Origin of the sequence: Stenotrophomonas aracearum (assembly GCF_031834615.1) — a bacterium.
GTDB classification, from domain to species: Bacteria; Pseudomonadota; Gammaproteobacteria; order Xanthomonadales; family Xanthomonadaceae; genus Stenotrophomonas; species Stenotrophomonas aracearum.
On the sequence record NZ_CP115543.1, the window covers coordinates 1578453 to 1593867 of the forward strand.

Consider the following 15415-nt stretch of genomic DNA (forward strand, 5'->3'; position numbering starts at 1 on the left):
TTCTCCTCGGGTGTTCGATGGTTTCGATGGCGGTCCGGGGTGGTATGGGCCACCCCTTTCCTGTTGGGGCCCAGTATCCGCTTGCGCCTTCGCGTTGAAAAACGGATAGTTTTGGCAGCCATCATCGAAAATTTCGAATGCTCAAGCTCAGCCTCGACGCGCTGCAGATCCTGGATGCCATCGACCGCCGCGGCTCGTTCGCCTCGGCCGGCAAGGAACTGCACAAGGTGCCCTCGACCATCTCCTACACCGTCTCCAAGCTGGAGCAGGACCTGGGGGTGCAGCTGTTCGACCGGATCGGCCCGCGCGCGGAGCTGACCGACGCCGGCGTGGCCCTGCTCGAGGAGGGGCGGCACCTGCTGCGTGCGGCCCGCGAGCTGGAGATGCGGGTGCGCCGGGTCGCCTCCGGCTGGGAGGCCGAGCTGACCCTGGCCATCGACTCGATGTTCCAGCCGGCCCTGCTGGCCGGGGACATCGCCGACTTCAGCGCGGTGGCCGAGCAGACCCGGGTGCGGATGATCAGCGAGGCGCTGTCGGGCACCTGGGAGGCGCTGCTGGACCGGCGTGCCGACCTGCTGGTGGGCGCGGCGGGCGAGGGCCCCAGTGGCGGCGGCTACGTGGTGGAGCCGCTGGGCGTGGTCCGCTTCGTGTTCGCGGTGGCGCCGGGGCACCCGTTGGCGGCGGTGACCGAGCCGCTGGGCCGGGAGCAGCTGGCCGCCCACTGCGCGATCGCGGTGGCCGACTCGGCGCGGCGGCTGCTGCCACGCACGGTGGGCCTGCTGATGGGCCAGGATACCGTGACCGTGCCGGACATGCTCAGCAAGTACCGGCTGCAGTGCGCCGGCCTGGGCTTCGGTTTCCTGCCCGAGCCCTACGTGCAGGCGGCGGTGGCACAGGGCCGGCTGGTGGTGCGGCAGGTCGAGGAGCCCAAGCCGGACGAGACCTTCTGGCTGGCCTGGCGCACCGGCGAGGAGGGCGCCGCCCTGCGCTGGTGGCGCGAGCGCCTGCAGCAGCCCGGGCATATGGAGGCGTGGTGGGGGCAGATGCAGGGCTGGTTGGCATCCTGAACGATTGCCGGTGTGTCACGGTACGGTCATCTGGTTGCGGTAGAGGGGCCGCGGGCGCCTCGGTAACCTGCCGGGCTCCACGTCGTGCACCTGATTCCCATGAAACGCCTCCTGATGCTGTTGCTGGCGGGCGCCGGCCTCTGGCTGGCGGCCTGCTCGTCCCTTTCAACTTCGTCTGCCTCCACCTCGCTCAGTGACCGGCTGGTTGCGCCGGGCGGGGTCTCCACGCTGCTGGATACCGCCCGCATCGCCGAGGCGGTGGACGCGGTGCCCAACCGTCATGGTTTCGTGACCGGCCGCGCCGGCGTGCCGCTGTTCTGGCGCGCGTTCGACCCGGGCCGCTACGGCCTGCAGTACCACTACCTGGCGCAGCATCACGACAACGGCGAACCGCTGGATACGGGCCTGCAGCTGGCGCTGCCCACGCCGTTCCAGCCGCAGGCGCCGCGCGGCACCGTGGTGCTGCTGCACGGCTGGATGATGAACGGCGATTCGATGCTGCCGTGGTCATTGCAGCTGGCCCAGTCCGGCTACCGGGTGGTCACCATCGACCTGCGCAACCACGGCCACTCCGGCGCCGGCCCGTCCGGCTACGGTACGTTCGAGTCAGACGATGTGATTGACGTGATCGACGCGCTGCAGGCGCGCGGTGAAGTGGTCGGCCCGCTGTACCTGTTCGGCGTCTCCTACGGCGCGGCCACCGCGCTGTTCACCGCCGACAAGCTCGGCGACCGGGTCACCGGCGTGGTCGCGATGGAGTCGTTCGCCAATGCCGGCGATGCGATCCGCAGCATGATCCCGCACCTGATGTCGCTGCAGCCCACCGCATGGAAGGCGCAGGCCATGGCCGCCTATGGGCGCTGGCTGTATGGCGGGCAGGACATCGACAAGGTGATCGCGGCGGCCAGCCAGCGCCTGGACCTGGACCTGGACCGCGTGGATGTCACCCGCGCGGTGGCGGACTCACGCGCGTGCGTGCTGCTGCTGCACGGCCAGGACGACGCGCATGTACCGGTCGGGCAGGGCCGTTTGATCGCGGCGGCCAGCGATCGCGTGCAGTACATCGAACTGCGTGGCGAAGACCACATCACGCTGCCGCTGCGGCTGGACCTGCTGGGCGGGGTGGTGGACGACTGGCTGGCGCACGACGATCACGCGGGCGGCAAATGCCCGGCACCGGGACTGCCGGCAGAAGCGGACAGGCTGGCAATGGCAGATGCAATGTCCAAGCGCGCAGGGTAGAGCCACGCCCTGCGTGGCTGCGGACCCAACAAAAAAGGCAGCCCATGGCTGCCTTTTTTCTCATCGCTGCAATGGTGCGCCCGGAGAGATTCGAACTCCCGACCGCCTGGTTCGTAGCCAGGTACTCTATCCAACTGAGCTACGGGCGCATTTGCATTGATGTGTCGCGATGTAATGGTGCGCCCGGAGAGATTCGAACTCCCGACCGCCTGGTTCGTAGCCAGGTACTCTATCCAACTGAGCTACGGGCGCATTTACATCACGTTTTTCTACAACCCTGTTGATGGTGCGCCCGGAGAGATTCGAACTCCCGACCGCCTGGTTCGTAGCCAGGTACTCTATCCAACTGAGCTACGGGCGCGTCAACAGGAGCGGAATTATGCGGATCGACGCCGCATCCGTCAACGTTTTTGTGAAGGACTTCATTCAAATGAATGAAAAAGCGCCTTCACCACGGCATCCGGCGACTTCATCCATGCGAAGTGATCGGCCCGCGTGCCAAGCGTATCGGCGGGCAGTACCGACAGTGTCGCGGCGACCTGCGGCAGCTTGGCCAGCAGGCCCTGCATGGAGCTGGCAGGGGCGAACCAGTCGTCTGCCAGCACCACCGCGCTGGCCTGGCCGTGCAGGCGGCGCATGCCGGCTTCCAGGTCGGCGCTGATGCCCACGCCCGCGTAGTGGTTGCACCGCCCGACGCGCGCCCAGTCGGCGATCAGCCCACGCGCCTCGGTGCCGCCAAAGCCCAGCCGGCGCCCGTGCAGCACGCCTTGGCGCTGCGCCAGCCACGGCAGGAAGCGGTACACCAGCGGCAGCAGCCAGCCGCGCGGGGCGGGGAAGGTGCGCCAGTACGGCGTGCCGGTCGCGACCAGCCAGAACCGGGCGAACAGATCCGGGTGCTGCCCGGCGAACACGCAGGCCAGCTGGCCGCCCAGGCTGTGCCCGCCGATGATCAGCGGCGCGTTGCCGTGCAGCCGGATCGCCGCCAGGCTGGCCGGCAGGTCCTGTTCGAGGATCTCGCGGTAGCCCCAGTCGCGCTCGCGCGAGGGGCGCAGGCTGCTGCTGCCGTTGCCACGCCATTCGTGCAGGAACACGGCGATGCCGCGTGCTGCCAGCGCATCGGCAAACGGCTCGTAGTTGCGCGCCGACACGCCCAGTGCCGGCAGCCACAGCAGCTGCGCGCGCGGCTGCGCCGGGATCCGCGCGATCAGCTCGAAGTGGTGGCCGTCGGTGGTCGCGACCGGAACCCGCACGGAACGGGTCATGCCGGCCGGCCCGCGCCGAAGTGGTCGAGCACCAGCACCGCGCTGCGGCCGGGTGTGTAGCCGCCCTGCAGTGCGCGCGCGACGTAGTCGATCCCGGCTTCGCAGGCGTTGGGCAGCGAGAGCCCACAGCACAGCTGGGCCGCAATGGCCGAGGCCAGCGTGCAGCCGGTGCCGTGCGCGTCCACCGGCAGGCGTGCGTGGATGAACTCCTCGCGGGTGACGCCGTCGAAGTAGCGGTCGATCACGCGCGCGCCCTCGGCCAGGTGGCCGCCCTTGAGCAGCACCGCACCCGCGCCAAGGTCGAGCAGCGCCGCAGCGGCATCCTCGGCCTCGTCGGCGGTTTCAATCGGGTGGCCCAGCAGCAGCTCGGCTTCGGGGATGTTCGGGGTCAGCAGCGTGGCCAGCGGCAACAGCCGCGTGCGCAGCGCCTGCAGCGCGCTGTCCTCGAGCAGCTTCGCGCCGCTGGTGGCGACCATCACCGGATCCACGATCACGTGGGTGGGGCGATGGCGCTGCAGGGCATCAGCGACCAGCTCGATCACCTCTGCATTGGCCAACATGCCCAGCTTGACCGCATGGATGTCGAAGTCGGCAAAGCATGCGTCGATCTGCGCCTGCAGGAAGTCCAGCGGCGGCACGTGCACTGCAGTGACCCCGCGGGTGTTCTGTGCAGTGAGTGCGGCAATCGCCGACAGGCCATGCACGCGATGCGCGGCGAAGGCCTTCAGGTCGGCCTGGATCCCGGCACCACCGCCGGAATCGGAGCCGGCGATGGTGAGGGCGGAAACGGGAGTGGAAGGGCTCATGGCCCGATTGTGCCACGCGGTTCCGCGATCAACGGTCCGTGGGCGGACCGTTGAACTGGATTTCCGAAAATGCGTTCGTGGCCGGATCGAACACCGCGCCCCAGAACATCCGCCCGCCATCGCAGACGCGGATCGCCTCGCGCGCGGGATCCACATCGCTGTGGTCGGGCAGGCGGAAGGCGTTGAGGTAGATCACCCTGCGTCCTTCCATTTCAATACCGACGTACTGCCGGTTGAAATCGGTGACCCCGGGAATCTGCGCGGCCAGTGTCGGCAGCTGGGCTTCCAGCTGCTCGACCTGCTGCCGGCTCGGCGCCCAGTAGCCGGTGACCCGGCCCGGGGTCTGGCCCGGGCTGGGACGCGAGCAGGTGTCGAGCACCTGCGCAACGATCACCGGGCGGGTCACCACCCAGGACTGGCCGGTCTTGACCGCGGTCGGCACGGTCGCGCCGGGGCGCGTATTGGCAGGCGTGCACGCCGCCGCCAGCGCGGCGAGCGCCAGCGGCACGACTGCTCGGGACAGGGAACGGTTCACAACACCTCCGAAGCGTAGTCGGCCAGGCGCGAACGCTCGCCCCGGCGCAGCGTGATGTGCGCGCTGTGCGGCCAGTTCTTGAAGCGGTCCACCGCGTAGGTCAGGCCCGAGGTGGTTTCAGTCAGGTACGGAGTGTCGATCTGCTCGACGTTGCCCAGGCAGACGATCTTGGTGCCGGGACCGGCACGGGTGATCAGCGTCTTCATCTGCTTCGGGGTGAGGTTCTGCGCCTCGTCCAGGATCAGGTAGCGCGACAGGAAGGTGCGGCCGCGCATGAAGTTCAGCGAGCGGATCTTGATCCGGCTGGCGATCAGGTCGTTGGTGGCCGCGCGACCCCATGCACCGCCTTCCTGGGTGTGGGTGAGCACTTCCAGGTTGTCGGTCAGCGCGCCCATCCACGGCGTCATCTTTTCTTCTTCGGTGCCGGGCAGGAAGCCGATGTCTTCGCCGACGCTGACCGTGGCGCGGGTCATGATGATCTCGCGGTAGCGCTGCTGGTCCATGGTCTGGGCCAGGCCGGCGGCCAGCGCCAGCAGGGTCTTGCCGGTACCGGCGGTGCCGAGCAGAGTGACGAAGTCGATCTCCGGGTCCATCAGCGCGTTGAGCGCGAAGTTCTGCTCGCGGTTGCGCGCGCTGATGCCCCATACCGCGTGGCTGCCGTGGCGGTAGTCGTTGACCAGCGACAGGATCACCTTGCCGCTGGCGTCGACCTTGGCCACGCGCAGTTCGACTTCATCGTCGCCGGGCAGGTAGGCGTACTGGTTCGGATGCCAGTCCTCGTCGTCGCTGGCGTGGATCTCGTAGCTGGTGCGGCCCTTGTCGCTCCAGCTGCGCAGGTCGTCGGTGTGCTTCTTCCAGAAGTCTTCCGGCAGCTCGGTGGCGCCGGTGTAGAGCAGGCTGAAATCGTCCAGCGCGCGGTCGTTCTCGTAGTCTTCGGACACGATCCCGGCGATCGCCGCCTTGATCCGCAGGTTGATGTCCTTGGAGACGAACACCACCGGAATGTCCGGGGTCTGTTCCTTCAGCGCGAGGATCGCGCCGAGGATGGCGTTGTCCGGAATCACCGCGCCGAAGCTCTTGCCGGCGTCGAAGTGGCTGGTCTGGAAGCGGAGCAGGCCCACGCTCTGCTTGCCGCGCAGCTGCAGCCCGTTGGGACGCTGCAGTGGAATGCCGTCGGCCAGGTTGTCGAGGCCCGAGGCCTGCACCAGCTCGTTGAGGAAGCGGCTCACCTGGCGGGCGTTGCGGCTCGCTTCGGAAGTGCCCTTCTTGCCGTTGTCCAGCTCTTCGATCACCTGCATCGGCAGGTAGACATCATGCTCCTCGAACTTGAACAGCGCGGTTGGATCGTGCATCAGCACGTTGGTATCCAGTACGTAGATGCGCTTGCCTCGGGTCATCGTCATTTCCTGGTGGCAGAACAGGGACAAGCCACCGCGGCCTGCGGGGCAGGGCGATGGCCATTGTGGGGTGCCGGGTTGGTCACTGGGTTTTCGCGGCCTTCAGGGCTTCAAGGACGGATTCGGCGTGGCCGGCGACTTTCACCTTGCGCCACGACTGCACGATACGACTGTCGGGAGAAATGAGGAAGGTGCTGCGTTCGATGCCGCGCACCTGCTTGCCGTACATGTTCTTCAGCTTGATGACGTCGAAGGCGGTGCACAGCGCTTCGTCGGCGTCGCTGATGAGCGGGAAGGCGAACCCCTGCTTGGCGCAGAAGTTGTCGTGCGACTTCACCGAGTCGCGCGAGACGCCCAGCACGCGGGCGCCGGCGCGCTTGAACTGCGGCAGCAGGGCGTTGAAGTCGATGCCCTCGGTGGTGCACCCGGGGGTGCTGTCCTTGGGGTAGAAGTACAGCACCAGCCACTGGCCGGCCAGCGCGCCGAGGGTGGTGCTGTCGCCGCCGGACAACGCCAGCGGAAGCGAAAGGGTGGTGCTGTCCAGGGTATCGCCGTTGTTCATGAGGTCCTTGCTGCGGAGCCTGAGTGACGCGTTTTACAACTGCATGAAACACCGCGCCCGGGTGACGGGCGCGCGAAACCGTCAGAACTTCATCGGGTCCATGATCGCGTCCAGGTTCAGGTGGTCGCAGAACTCGAGGAAATCGTCGCGCAGGGCGGCGATGTGCATGTTGGCCGGCACGCCGATGGTGACCTGCGCCGAGAACATCTCCGCGCCGGTCTGCATGGCGCGGTAGCGGGTGCTCTGCAGGTTTTCGATGGTGATGCCCTGGCGGTCGAAGAAGTCGGCCAGCTGGAACAGGATGCCGGGCTTGTCGGCGGCGATCACTTCGACGATGTAGGGCAGCAGGTTGGACTGCGCCTGCTTGGCGCCGGTGCGGTACCACACCAGCTTCAGGCCTTCCTCGCGCTCGAGCCGGGTCAGCATGGCTTCCAGCTTGGCCACGGCGTCCCAGGAGCCGGTCGCCAGGGCGGTGACCGAGACGTCGCGGCCCACGGTGGACAGGCGGGCGTCGACCAGGTTGCAGCCGCTGTCGGCGATGCGCCGGGTAACGGGCAGCAGGGGAGACTCCGGATGCGTCGTGTAGGCGTTGATCAGGAGGTGGTTTTCGGTCGGCGCAGGCCGCGGCGTGGTGTCGGTCAAGGGGGTTCCGGTAATGCGGGGTGAGTCTGAACGGCGCCGAGGGGCGCACGTTCGCCGGAGTCCAGCATACTTGCCCGCGCTTTCGACCCGCAAGTAACATGCAACGTACCTTCGGCCGCGCTTTTCCGCCGCCTTTGGCCCCCTTACTTCCGAGCATCGTTTCCTTGTCCCTTTCCGGTCTCATCACCGCGCTGGCCACGCCTTTCCAGGCCAATGGCGCATTGGATCCCGACGGTTGGCAGCGCCTGCTGCACCTGCAACTGGAGGGTGGCGTTCACGGGGTGGTGGTCGCCGGTTCGACCGGTGAAGCCTCGACCCTGTCCGACGACGAGTACGACCAGCTGCTGCGCAGCGCGGTCAAAACGGTCGCCGGGCGCATTCCGGTGCTGGCCGGTACCGGCCTGTCGGGAACGGCCAAAACGATCGCGCAGACCCGCCGTGCGGCGGCCAGCGGCGCCACCCATGCGCTGGTGGTGACGCCGCCGTACGTGCGCCCGACCCAGGCCGGCCTGGTCGCGCATTACCGTGCGGTGGCCGACCAGGGTGGCCTGCCGGTGATCCTGTACAACGTGCCGGGCCGTACCGGCTGCGACATGCTGCCGGAGACGGTGGCCGAGCTGGCGGCGCACCCGAACATCGTGGGGATCAAGGAAGCGGTGGGCGACATCGGCCGGGTCCAGGCCCTGCTGGCGCTGCGTTCGCCGGACTTCGCGATCCTCAGTGGCGACGACGGCACGGCGGCGCGCTCGATCCTGTCGGGCGTGGACGGGCTGATCTCGGTCGGCTCGAATGCGCTGCCGGGCGCCTACCGCCGGATGTGCGACCTGGCTGCGGCCGGGGAGCGCGAGGCCACCGAGGCGTGGGATGCACGCCTTGAGCCGTTCCATGAATTCTGCGGGGTGGAGTCCAACCCGATTCCGGTGAAGGACCTGCTGCGCCGCATCGGCATCGGCCAGGGCCTGCGCCTGCCGCTGCTGCCACTCTCGGCCGCGCACCACGCTGCCGCCGAACACCTGGCCACCGACATCGGTGCGCTCGAAGCCCTTTCCAGCCACTGAACACAGTGGCCTGACCCAGGAGATCCACATGCGTCAATCCGTTTCCGTCCTCCGCGTGCTGTCGTTCGCGATCGTGGCCACCGCTACCCTGGTCGGCACCACCGGCTGCTTCAAGCGCGGCGCCCGCGGCGACTACGCCATGGCCCCGGAAGTGCGTCCGCTGGAAGTCCCGCCGGACCTGAACGCGCCGGGCAACAACCCGGCCGCGCAGGTGCCGGTGCTGGCCTCGCAGGCGGCCAAGCCGGCCCCGACCCAGGCAGCCGCCAACACCGCCGGTTTCACCATTCCGGGCACGAAGGAAGAGGTGTTCGGCAAGGTCGGCACCGCGCTGGAGTCCGTTGAAGGCGTGAAGATCGCCAGCAAGGCCCAGCTGCTCGGTTCCTACGACGTGAACTTCGAGGGCAGCGACTTCCTGGTCCGCGTGGTCGCCGTCGAAGCCGGCGCCTACATCTCGGCCGTCGACCCGCGCGGCCTGCCGGCCACCGGCGCCGCTCCGACCAAGCTGCTGGGCGAACTGAAGGCCAAGCTGGCGCAGTAATGCTTGCCGCGCCGGGTTCATTGCCTGGCGCGTTTCTCTGATTGCATGCAATCACCTGGAGCCGGGCTTTGCCCGGCTTCATGCGTTTCGGCGAACAGCCGTTGGGTGCGGGGTTTCCCTGGTCAGGGCCGTCGGGTGCGGGTTTGTGGATGCTAAGTACATCGATGTAGGCTCATCGCCGCATCCATGCGGCTCGTGCCCCCTCAAACCCACCCCCGCCGACCCTCCGACAGGTCGCAGGCCAGGGGAAAAGCCGGTGTGTCGACCGATGGTCTACACGGAAGCGGGGGCTGCTGGTCTACGGGGGACACGCATGTGAACTGACCCCCAAAATTGAACGAATCAATGTCGGCCAACGGCCGACATCGGCGTTTCCCGTGGCTGCCAGCATCCTGTCGATGGGTCGGCGGGGGTGGGGGTACGGGACCGTGAAGGCACATGGATGTGCCGCCCGAGCCTAACGGGAGATTTAAGGCGTGTCCCGTACCCCCACCCCCGCCGGCCCCAACGAGGGAACCCCGCAGCCAACGGCTGTTCGCCCAAATGCACGAAGCCGGGCAAGGCCCGGCGCCAGGTCATCGATCGCAACCGAGCACAAAAAAAGGCGCCCGAAGGCGCCTTTTCAGCTTCACCGCTCCAGATACTGGAGCTTGTCCGGCTTGCCATCCCATTCGGCGGCATCCTCGGGCGGGTCCTTGCGTACGGTCAGCACCGGCCAGGCCTTGGCCAGCTCGGCGTTGAGCGCGACGAAGTTTTCCTGCCCGGCCGGTACGTCGTCTTCCGGGAAAATCGCGTTGACCGGGCACTCCGGTTCGCACAGGGTGCAGTCGATGCACTCGTCCGGGTCGATCACCAGGAAGTTCGGGCCTTCGTGGAAGCAGTCCACGGGGCACACTTCCACGCAATCGGTGTGTTTGCACTTGATGCAGTTTTCGGTGACGACAAAGGGCATGGCTGGATCTGGATTCCGCGTTGAGCCGGACAATTCTAGAACAGTTGCGGCTTTGACGCAGTGCACGATGCGCTGGGGGCCGCCGCTGGGGTTGAATGCGTTGGCTAGCGGTAGACAGGCTGGGGAGCCGGGACCGCCTGTTGCGTTGACTCGTCGCTGTTCCCTTCCTGCCAGGGTCCTACATGTCCACAACACTCAGCGCCACCGCCGTCCGCGGCGAAAACACCGCCTTCATCGTCCTGATCAGCTGCGTCGCCACGATCGGCGGCTTCCTGTTCGGCTTCGACAGCGGCGTCATCAACGGCACCGTCGACGGCCTCAAGCAGACCTTCCAGTCCAGCGAGGCCGGGATCGGCTTCGAAGTCGCCTCCATGCTGCTCGGCTGCGCCGTGGGTGCCTTCTTCGCCGGCCGCCTCGGCGACCGGATCGGCCGGCGCGGCGTGCTGATCATCGCCGCCGTGATGTTCCTGCTGTCCGCGCTGGGGGCCGGGTCCGCCCACACCTCGCTCGCCTTCGTGATCGCCCGTGTCGTCGGCGGCATCGCCGTCGGCGCCGCCAGCGTCATGTCCCCCGCCTACATCGCCGAAGTCGCCTCCGCGCGTTATCGCGGCCGGCTGGCCACAGTGCAGCAGATCGCCATCATCAGCGGCCTGTTCTGCGCGTTCCTCAGCAACTTCCTGCTCGCCCGCGCCGCCGGCGCCTCCACCGAAGTGCTGTGGCTGGGCCAGGAAGCCTGGCGCTGGATGTTCTGGATGCAGGCCATTCCCTCCGCACTGTTCCTCGTCCTGCTGCTGGCGATCCCGGAAAGTCCGCGCTACCTGGTGGTCAAGAAGCGTCGCGCCGAAGCGCTCGCCGTGATGACCCGCCTGTACGGTGCCGACGAGGCCCAGGCCAAGATCGCCGAGATCGAAGGCTCGCTCGCCCAGGACCAGCATCGCCCGCGCCTGTCCGACCTGGTCGACAAGAGCACCGGCAAGCTGCGCACCATCGTCTGGGTCGGCATCGGCCTGGCCGTGTTCCAGCAGCTGGTCGGCATCAACGTCGTGTTCTATTACGGCGCCGTGCTGTGGCAGGCGGTCGGCTTCTCCGAAAACGACGCGCTGCTGATCAACGTCCTGTCTGGCGCGCTCAGCATCGGCGCCTGCCTGCTGACCGTCGTCCTGATCGACCGCATCGGCCGCAAGCCGCTGCTCTGGGTCGGCTCGGTCGGCATGGCCGTCTCGCTGGCGCTGATGGTGGTGGCGTTCTCCAGCGGCCACCTCGCTGATGGCCGCCTGCAGCTGTCCGATGGCATGGGGCGCCTGGCGCTGGTCGCCGCCAACGTCTACGTGGTGTTCTTCAACATGTCCTGGGGCCCGGTGATGTGGGTCATGCTGGGCGAGATGTTCCCCAACCAGATCCGCGGCTCGGGCCTGGCCGTGGCCGGCGCCGCGCAGTGGAGCGCCAATTTCGCCATTACCGTGACCTTCCCGGTCCTGCTGGCCAGCATCGGCCTGGCCGGTGCCTACGGCATCTACACCGTGGCGGCGGTGGCCTCGATCTTCTTTGTGCTGCGCTACGTGCGCGAGACCAAGGGCAAGGAACTCGAGCAGATGGTCGGGTAGGGGAACCGGCCGCCCGCAACGCAAAAACCCCGCCGAGGCGGGGTTTTTCGTAGGTCAGCGCGGCAGATGGTGCTCCCTAGGGGACTCGAACCCCTGTTTTAGCCTTGAGAGGGCCACGTCCTAACCTCTAGACGAAGGGAGCATGCTTTGTCGCGAACTGCGCAGCGCGCTAGTATATGGACCACGATGCCATTGGGCAATCCCGAAACTTCAACCGGAAGCGCCAACATCAATTCCTCCGCTACATCACCGTTCAGTCTGCGCGTGATCCCCCGCGACCAGCACAACATCTCCCGCAAGGACATCAGCCCGAACGCCCTGCGCGTGCTTTACCGGCTGCGCGACTCGGGCTTCGGCGCCTACCTGGTGGGCGGCGCCGTGCGCGACCTGCTGGTCGGCGGCAGCCCCAAGGATTTCGACGTGGCCACCGACGCCACGCCGGAGCAGGTCAAGGCGCTGTTCCGCAACTGCCGCCTGATCGGGCGCCGCTTCCGCCTGGCGCACGTGGTGTTCGGCCGCGAAATCATCGAAGTGGCCACCTTCCGCGCCAACAGCGATGACGGCAGCGGCGACCGCGAGATGGAAAACGGCATGCTGGTGCGCGACAACGTGTACGGCAGCATCGAAGACGACGCGGTGCGCCGCGACTTCACCTGCAACGCGCTGTACTACGCCATCGAAGATTTCTCGGTGCGCGACTACACCGGCGGCTTCGAAGACGTGCAGGCGCGCCTGATGAAGCTGATCGGCGACCCCGAACAGCGCTACCGCGAAGACCCGGTGCGCATGCTGCGCGCGGTGCGCCTGGCGGCCAAGCTTGGTTTCCAGATCGAAGACGCCACCGCCGAACCGCTGCCGCGCCTGGCCAGCCTGCTCGGCGAAGCCGCGCCGGCGCGCCTGTTCGAGGAAGTGCTCAAGCTGTTCCTGTCCGGGCATGGCGTGGCCAGCTTCGAAGGCCTGGAACGGTACGGCCTGCTCGACGTGATGTTCCCCGAAAGCGCCGCCGCGCTGCGCAGCAACCGCAGTGGCGCGCTGCGCCGCATGGTGATCGAAGGCCTGCGCAACACCGACCTGCGCGTGGCCAACGACGAGCCGGTGTCGCCCTCGTTCCTGTTCGCGCTGCTGCTGTGGCCGGCGTTCTGCCGCGCCCTGGCGACCCTGCAGAAGCAGGGCGTGGCGCTCGAAGAAGCGCAGCGTCGCGCTGCTGACCGGGTCACCCTGCACCAGCTGACCACCATCGCGCTGCCGCGCCGGTTCTCGCTGCCGATGCAGGAAATCTGGCTGCTGCAGGGCCGTTTCAGCTCGCGCCAGCGCAAGCGCGTGATCCGCACCCTGACCCATCCGCGCTTCCGTGCCGCGTTCGACTTCCTGGCCCTGCGCCAGGTCGCCTCCAGCGAGCACGCAGCCGACGTGGAGTTCTGGCGCGAAGCGCAGCTGCAGTCCGGGCCCGAACTGGACTCGACCCTCGACGCGGCGCATGCCGAAGCCGAACTGGACGAGAACGGCGCACCGCGCAAGCGTCGTCGCCGCCGCCGTCGTCCCGGTGGGGCCGCAGGCGAGTAAGCCGTGACCCTGGCCTGTATTGGACTGGGCGCCAACCTCGGCGATGCCGCGCAGACCCTGCGCGGCGCGTTCGAGGCGATGGCCGCGCTGCCGCTGACCACGCTGCGGGCGCGCTCGCAGCTCTACAGCACCCCGGCCTGGGGCAATGAAGACCAGCCCGCCTTCGTCAACGCCGCCGCCGTGCTCGAGACCGGGCTGGAGGCGACGGCGCTGCTGGACGCGCTGCTGGTGATCGAACGCGAGTTCGGCCGGGTCCGCGATACGGCCGTGCACTGGGGGCCGCGTACCCTCGACCTGGACCTGCTGCTGTACGGCGAAGCGGTGATCGACCTGCCGCAGCTCAAGGTGCCGCACCCCTACCTGCACGAACGCGGGTTCGCGCTGTTGCCGTTGGCCGAGATCGCTCCGGAGGCGGTCATTCCCGGTCACGGCCGCGTGCGGGATGCTGCGATGCGTATCGAGGCCTGCGGGATCGCGCCAATAGGAGGATAATGCGGGGCTTATCGCCACCGGTTATCAGCTAATGAGTACCCACGCAGACAGCAAGCCCTGGACCGTCCCCGCCCTGGCCGAGGCCAAGCGCAACGGCCAGAAGCTGGTGATGCTGACCGCCTACGACGCCGGCTTCGCCCGCGCGTTCGACGCCAATGGCGTCGACCTGATCCTGATCGGCGACTCGCTGGGCATGGTGGTGCAGGGGCACGATTCGACCCTGCCGGTGACCACCGACGACATGGTCTACCACACCCGCGCGGTGGCCCGCGTGCTGCAGCGGGCGCTGCTGGTGGCCGACCTGCCGTTCGGCGCCGATGCCACGCCGGAACGCGCGCTGGACGCCTCGCTGCGCCTGCTCCAGGCCGGTGCGGAGATGGTCAAGATCGAAGGCGCCGGGTTCAAGCTGGACATCATCCGTTACCTGGTCGAGCGCGAGATCCCGGTGTGTTCGCACCTGGGCCTGACCCCGCAGTCGGTACTGCGCCTGGGCGGCTACAAGGTGCAGGGCCGCGGCGACGCCGCCCAGCAGCTGCGTGACGACGCCAAGGCGGCAGTCGAAGCGGGCGCCACCCTGGTGGTGCTGGAGTGCGTGCCGACCCCGATCGCCACCCAGGTCACCGCCGACATCGCCGTGCCCACCATCGGCATCGGCGCCGGCCCCGGCTGCGATGGCCAGGTGCTGGTGCTGCACGATTTCCTCGGCCTGGACAGCGGCCATCGCCGTCCCAAGTTCGTCAAGGATTTCCTTGCCGAAGGCGGGTCGGTGGCCGGCGCGGTCCGTGCCTACGCCGACGCCGTGCGCGACGGCTCCTTCCCCGACGCAGAACACGCCTACGCCTCATGATCGACACCGTCACCGACCTGTCCCGCCTGCGCACCGTCGTCAATGGCTGGAAGCGCGAGGGCCTGCGCGTTGCGCTGGTCCCCACCATGGGCAACCTGCACGCCGGCCACTATTCGCTGGTCACCCTGGCCCGGCAGTACGCCGACCGCGTGGTCTCCAGCGTATTCGTCAACCCGACCCAGTTCGGGCCCAACGAAGACTTCACCCGCTACCCGCGCACCCCCGAAGCCGACACTACCGGGCTGGAGCAGGCCGGCTGTGAAGTGCTGTGGCTGCCTACGGTCGAGTCGATGTACCCGTTCGGGGTCGAGCTGGCCGCCAGCGTGAACGTGCCGGGCATCTCCAGCCTGCTCGAAGGCGCGCACCGGCCGGGCCACTTCGACGGCGTCTGCACGGTGGTCTCGCGCCTGTTCAACCAGGTCCAGCCCGACGTGGCCGCGTTCGGCAAGAAGGATTACCAGCAGCTGGCAGTGATCCGCCAGATGGTCGAAGACCTGGCCTTCCCGATCCAGATCGTCGGCGGCGACATCGTCCGTGAAACCGACGGCCTGGCGATGAGCTCGCGCAACCAGTACCTCAATGCCGAACAGCGCCCGGTCTCGACCACCATCCACCAGGTGCTGCTGGGCATGCGCGAAGGCTTCATCACCGGCAAGCCGCGCAGCCTGATCGAGGCCGAAGCCGCGGCCGCCCTGCAGGCGGCCGGCTTCCAGGTCGACTACGCCGTGGTGCGCAAGCCGGACCTGTCCGAGCCCGCCGACAGCGAGGTTGGCAACCGCGTGGCGCTGATCGCCGCCCGGATCGGCACTACCCGGTTGATCGACAACCTCGAGTTCTGACCCGTCACC

General features: G+C 67.9%; 16 protein-coding genes and 4 tRNA genes. 9 read left to right on the forward strand and 11 right to left on the reverse strand.

What is annotated here, in order from left to right:
• Positions 1–137 precede the first annotated feature (137 nt).
• Positions 138–1067, forward strand: coding sequence for a LysR family transcriptional regulator (locus tag PDM28_RS07340; RefSeq protein WP_311184310.1), 930 nt, complete (start codon positions 138–140; stop codon positions 1065–1067).
• Positions 1068–1166: 99 nt separating this feature from the next.
• Positions 1167–2309, forward strand: a complete 1143-nt coding sequence (locus PDM28_RS07345; protein ID WP_311184311.1) for an alpha/beta hydrolase family protein — start codon at positions 1167–1169, stop codon at positions 2307–2309.
• A 72-nt stretch (positions 2310–2381) separates the two neighbouring features.
• Here the strand turns inward: PDM28_RS07345 and PDM28_RS07350 are convergent.
• The 9 genes from PDM28_RS07350 to PDM28_RS07390 all read right to left on the reverse strand — a co-directional run bounded on the left by PDM28_RS07350 (position 2382) and on the right by PDM28_RS07390 (position 7513).
• Positions 2382–2458 (reverse strand) — tRNA-Arg (locus PDM28_RS07350).
• Positions 2459–2484: 26 nt separating this feature from the next.
• A tRNA-Arg gene (locus PDM28_RS07355) sits at positions 2485–2561 on the reverse strand.
• Positions 2562–2593: 32 nt separating this feature from the next.
• Positions 2594–2670: transfer RNA gene (locus PDM28_RS07360), tRNA-Arg, on the reverse strand.
• A 61-nt stretch (positions 2671–2731) separates the two neighbouring features.
• Complete coding sequence (locus PDM28_RS07365) at positions 2732–3571, reverse strand: alpha/beta hydrolase family protein (RefSeq protein ID WP_311184312.1); 840 nt, start codon at positions 3569–3571, stop codon at positions 2732–2734.
• The gene (thiD, locus tag PDM28_RS07370; RefSeq protein WP_311184313.1) at positions 3568–4377 is read right to left on the reverse strand and encodes a bifunctional hydroxymethylpyrimidine kinase/phosphomethylpyrimidine kinase; all 810 of its coding nucleotides are present in this window, start codon (positions 4375–4377) and stop codon (positions 3568–3570) included. The genes PDM28_RS07365 and thiD overlap by 4 nt, the downstream gene beginning before the upstream one ends.
• Positions 4378–4405: 28 nt before the next feature.
• The gene (locus PDM28_RS07375; protein WP_425507644.1) at positions 4406–4912 is read right to left on the reverse strand and encodes a hypothetical protein; all 507 of its coding nucleotides are present in this window, start codon (positions 4910–4912) and stop codon (positions 4406–4408) included.
• Positions 4909–6309 carry a PhoH family protein gene (locus PDM28_RS07380; protein WP_102945904.1) on the reverse strand — a complete coding sequence of 467 codons (1401 nt, stop codon included), beginning with the start codon at positions 6307–6309 and terminating at the stop codon, positions 4909–4911. Before PDM28_RS07380 ends, PDM28_RS07375 begins: the two co-directional genes overlap by 4 nt.
• Positions 6310–6391: 82 nt before the next feature.
• Positions 6392–6871, reverse strand: a complete 480-nt coding sequence (locus tag PDM28_RS07385; RefSeq protein ID WP_311184314.1) for a peroxiredoxin — start codon at positions 6869–6871, stop codon at positions 6392–6394.
• An 81-nt stretch (positions 6872–6952) separates the two neighbouring features.
• Positions 6953–7513 carry a glycine cleavage system transcriptional repressor gene (locus PDM28_RS07390; RefSeq protein ID WP_070208878.1) on the reverse strand — a complete coding sequence of 187 codons (561 nt, stop codon included), beginning with the start codon at positions 7511–7513 and terminating at the stop codon, positions 6953–6955.
• A gap of 164 nt (positions 7514–7677) precedes the next feature.
• On the opposite strand from PDM28_RS07390, the gene dapA reads away from it, so the two are divergent.
• Positions 7678–8571 carry a 4-hydroxy-tetrahydrodipicolinate synthase gene (gene dapA / locus PDM28_RS07395; protein WP_311184315.1) on the forward strand — a complete coding sequence of 298 codons (894 nt, stop codon included), beginning with the start codon at positions 7678–7680 and terminating at the stop codon, positions 8569–8571.
• Between the two features lie 28 nt (positions 8572–8599).
• On the forward strand, positions 8600–9109 hold the full coding sequence (locus tag PDM28_RS07400; protein ID WP_102945761.1) for a hypothetical protein: 510 nt from the start codon (positions 8600–8602) through the stop codon (positions 9107–9109).
• 628 nt (positions 9110–9737) lie between these two features.
• On the opposite strand, the gene fdxA is transcribed toward PDM28_RS07400, so the two are convergent.
• Positions 9738–10061, reverse strand: a complete 324-nt coding sequence (gene fdxA / locus PDM28_RS07405; protein ID WP_311184316.1) for a ferredoxin FdxA — start codon at positions 10059–10061, stop codon at positions 9738–9740.
• A 182-nt stretch (positions 10062–10243) separates the two neighbouring features.
• Between fdxA and PDM28_RS07410 the strand changes: the two genes are divergently transcribed.
• Complete coding sequence (locus PDM28_RS07410) at positions 10244–11665, forward strand: sugar porter family MFS transporter (RefSeq protein WP_311184317.1); 1422 nt, start codon at positions 10244–10246, stop codon at positions 11663–11665.
• 67 nt (positions 11666–11732) lie between these two features.
• Here the strand turns inward: PDM28_RS07410 and PDM28_RS07415 are convergent.
• Positions 11733–11807, reverse strand: a tRNA-Glu gene (locus PDM28_RS07415).
• Positions 11808–11857: 50 nt separating this feature from the next.
• Here PDM28_RS07415 and pcnB point away from each other — a divergent pair.
• The 4 genes from pcnB to panC are packed head-to-tail and all read left to right on the forward strand — an operon-like array spanning position 11858 to position 15406.
• Positions 11858–13228, forward strand: coding sequence for a polynucleotide adenylyltransferase PcnB (gene pcnB, locus PDM28_RS07420; RefSeq protein WP_311184318.1), 1371 nt, complete (start codon positions 11858–11860; stop codon positions 13226–13228).
• Positions 13229–13231: 3 nt separating this feature from the next.
• Positions 13232–13720: a 2-amino-4-hydroxy-6-hydroxymethyldihydropteridine diphosphokinase gene (folK, locus tag PDM28_RS07425; RefSeq protein ID WP_311184319.1), complete on the forward strand. Its 489-nt coding sequence runs from the start codon at positions 13232–13234 to the stop codon at positions 13718–13720.
• Between the two features lie 31 nt (positions 13721–13751).
• Positions 13752–14567 carry a 3-methyl-2-oxobutanoate hydroxymethyltransferase gene (gene panB, locus PDM28_RS07430; protein ID WP_102945757.1) on the forward strand — a complete coding sequence of 272 codons (816 nt, stop codon included), beginning with the start codon at positions 13752–13754 and terminating at the stop codon, positions 14565–14567.
• Entirely contained in the window at positions 14564–15406 is an 843-nt protein-coding gene (gene panC, locus PDM28_RS07435; protein ID WP_311184320.1) for a pantoate--beta-alanine ligase, read from the forward strand. Before panB ends, panC begins: the two co-directional genes overlap by 4 nt.
• Positions 15407–15415 lie beyond the last annotated feature (9 nt).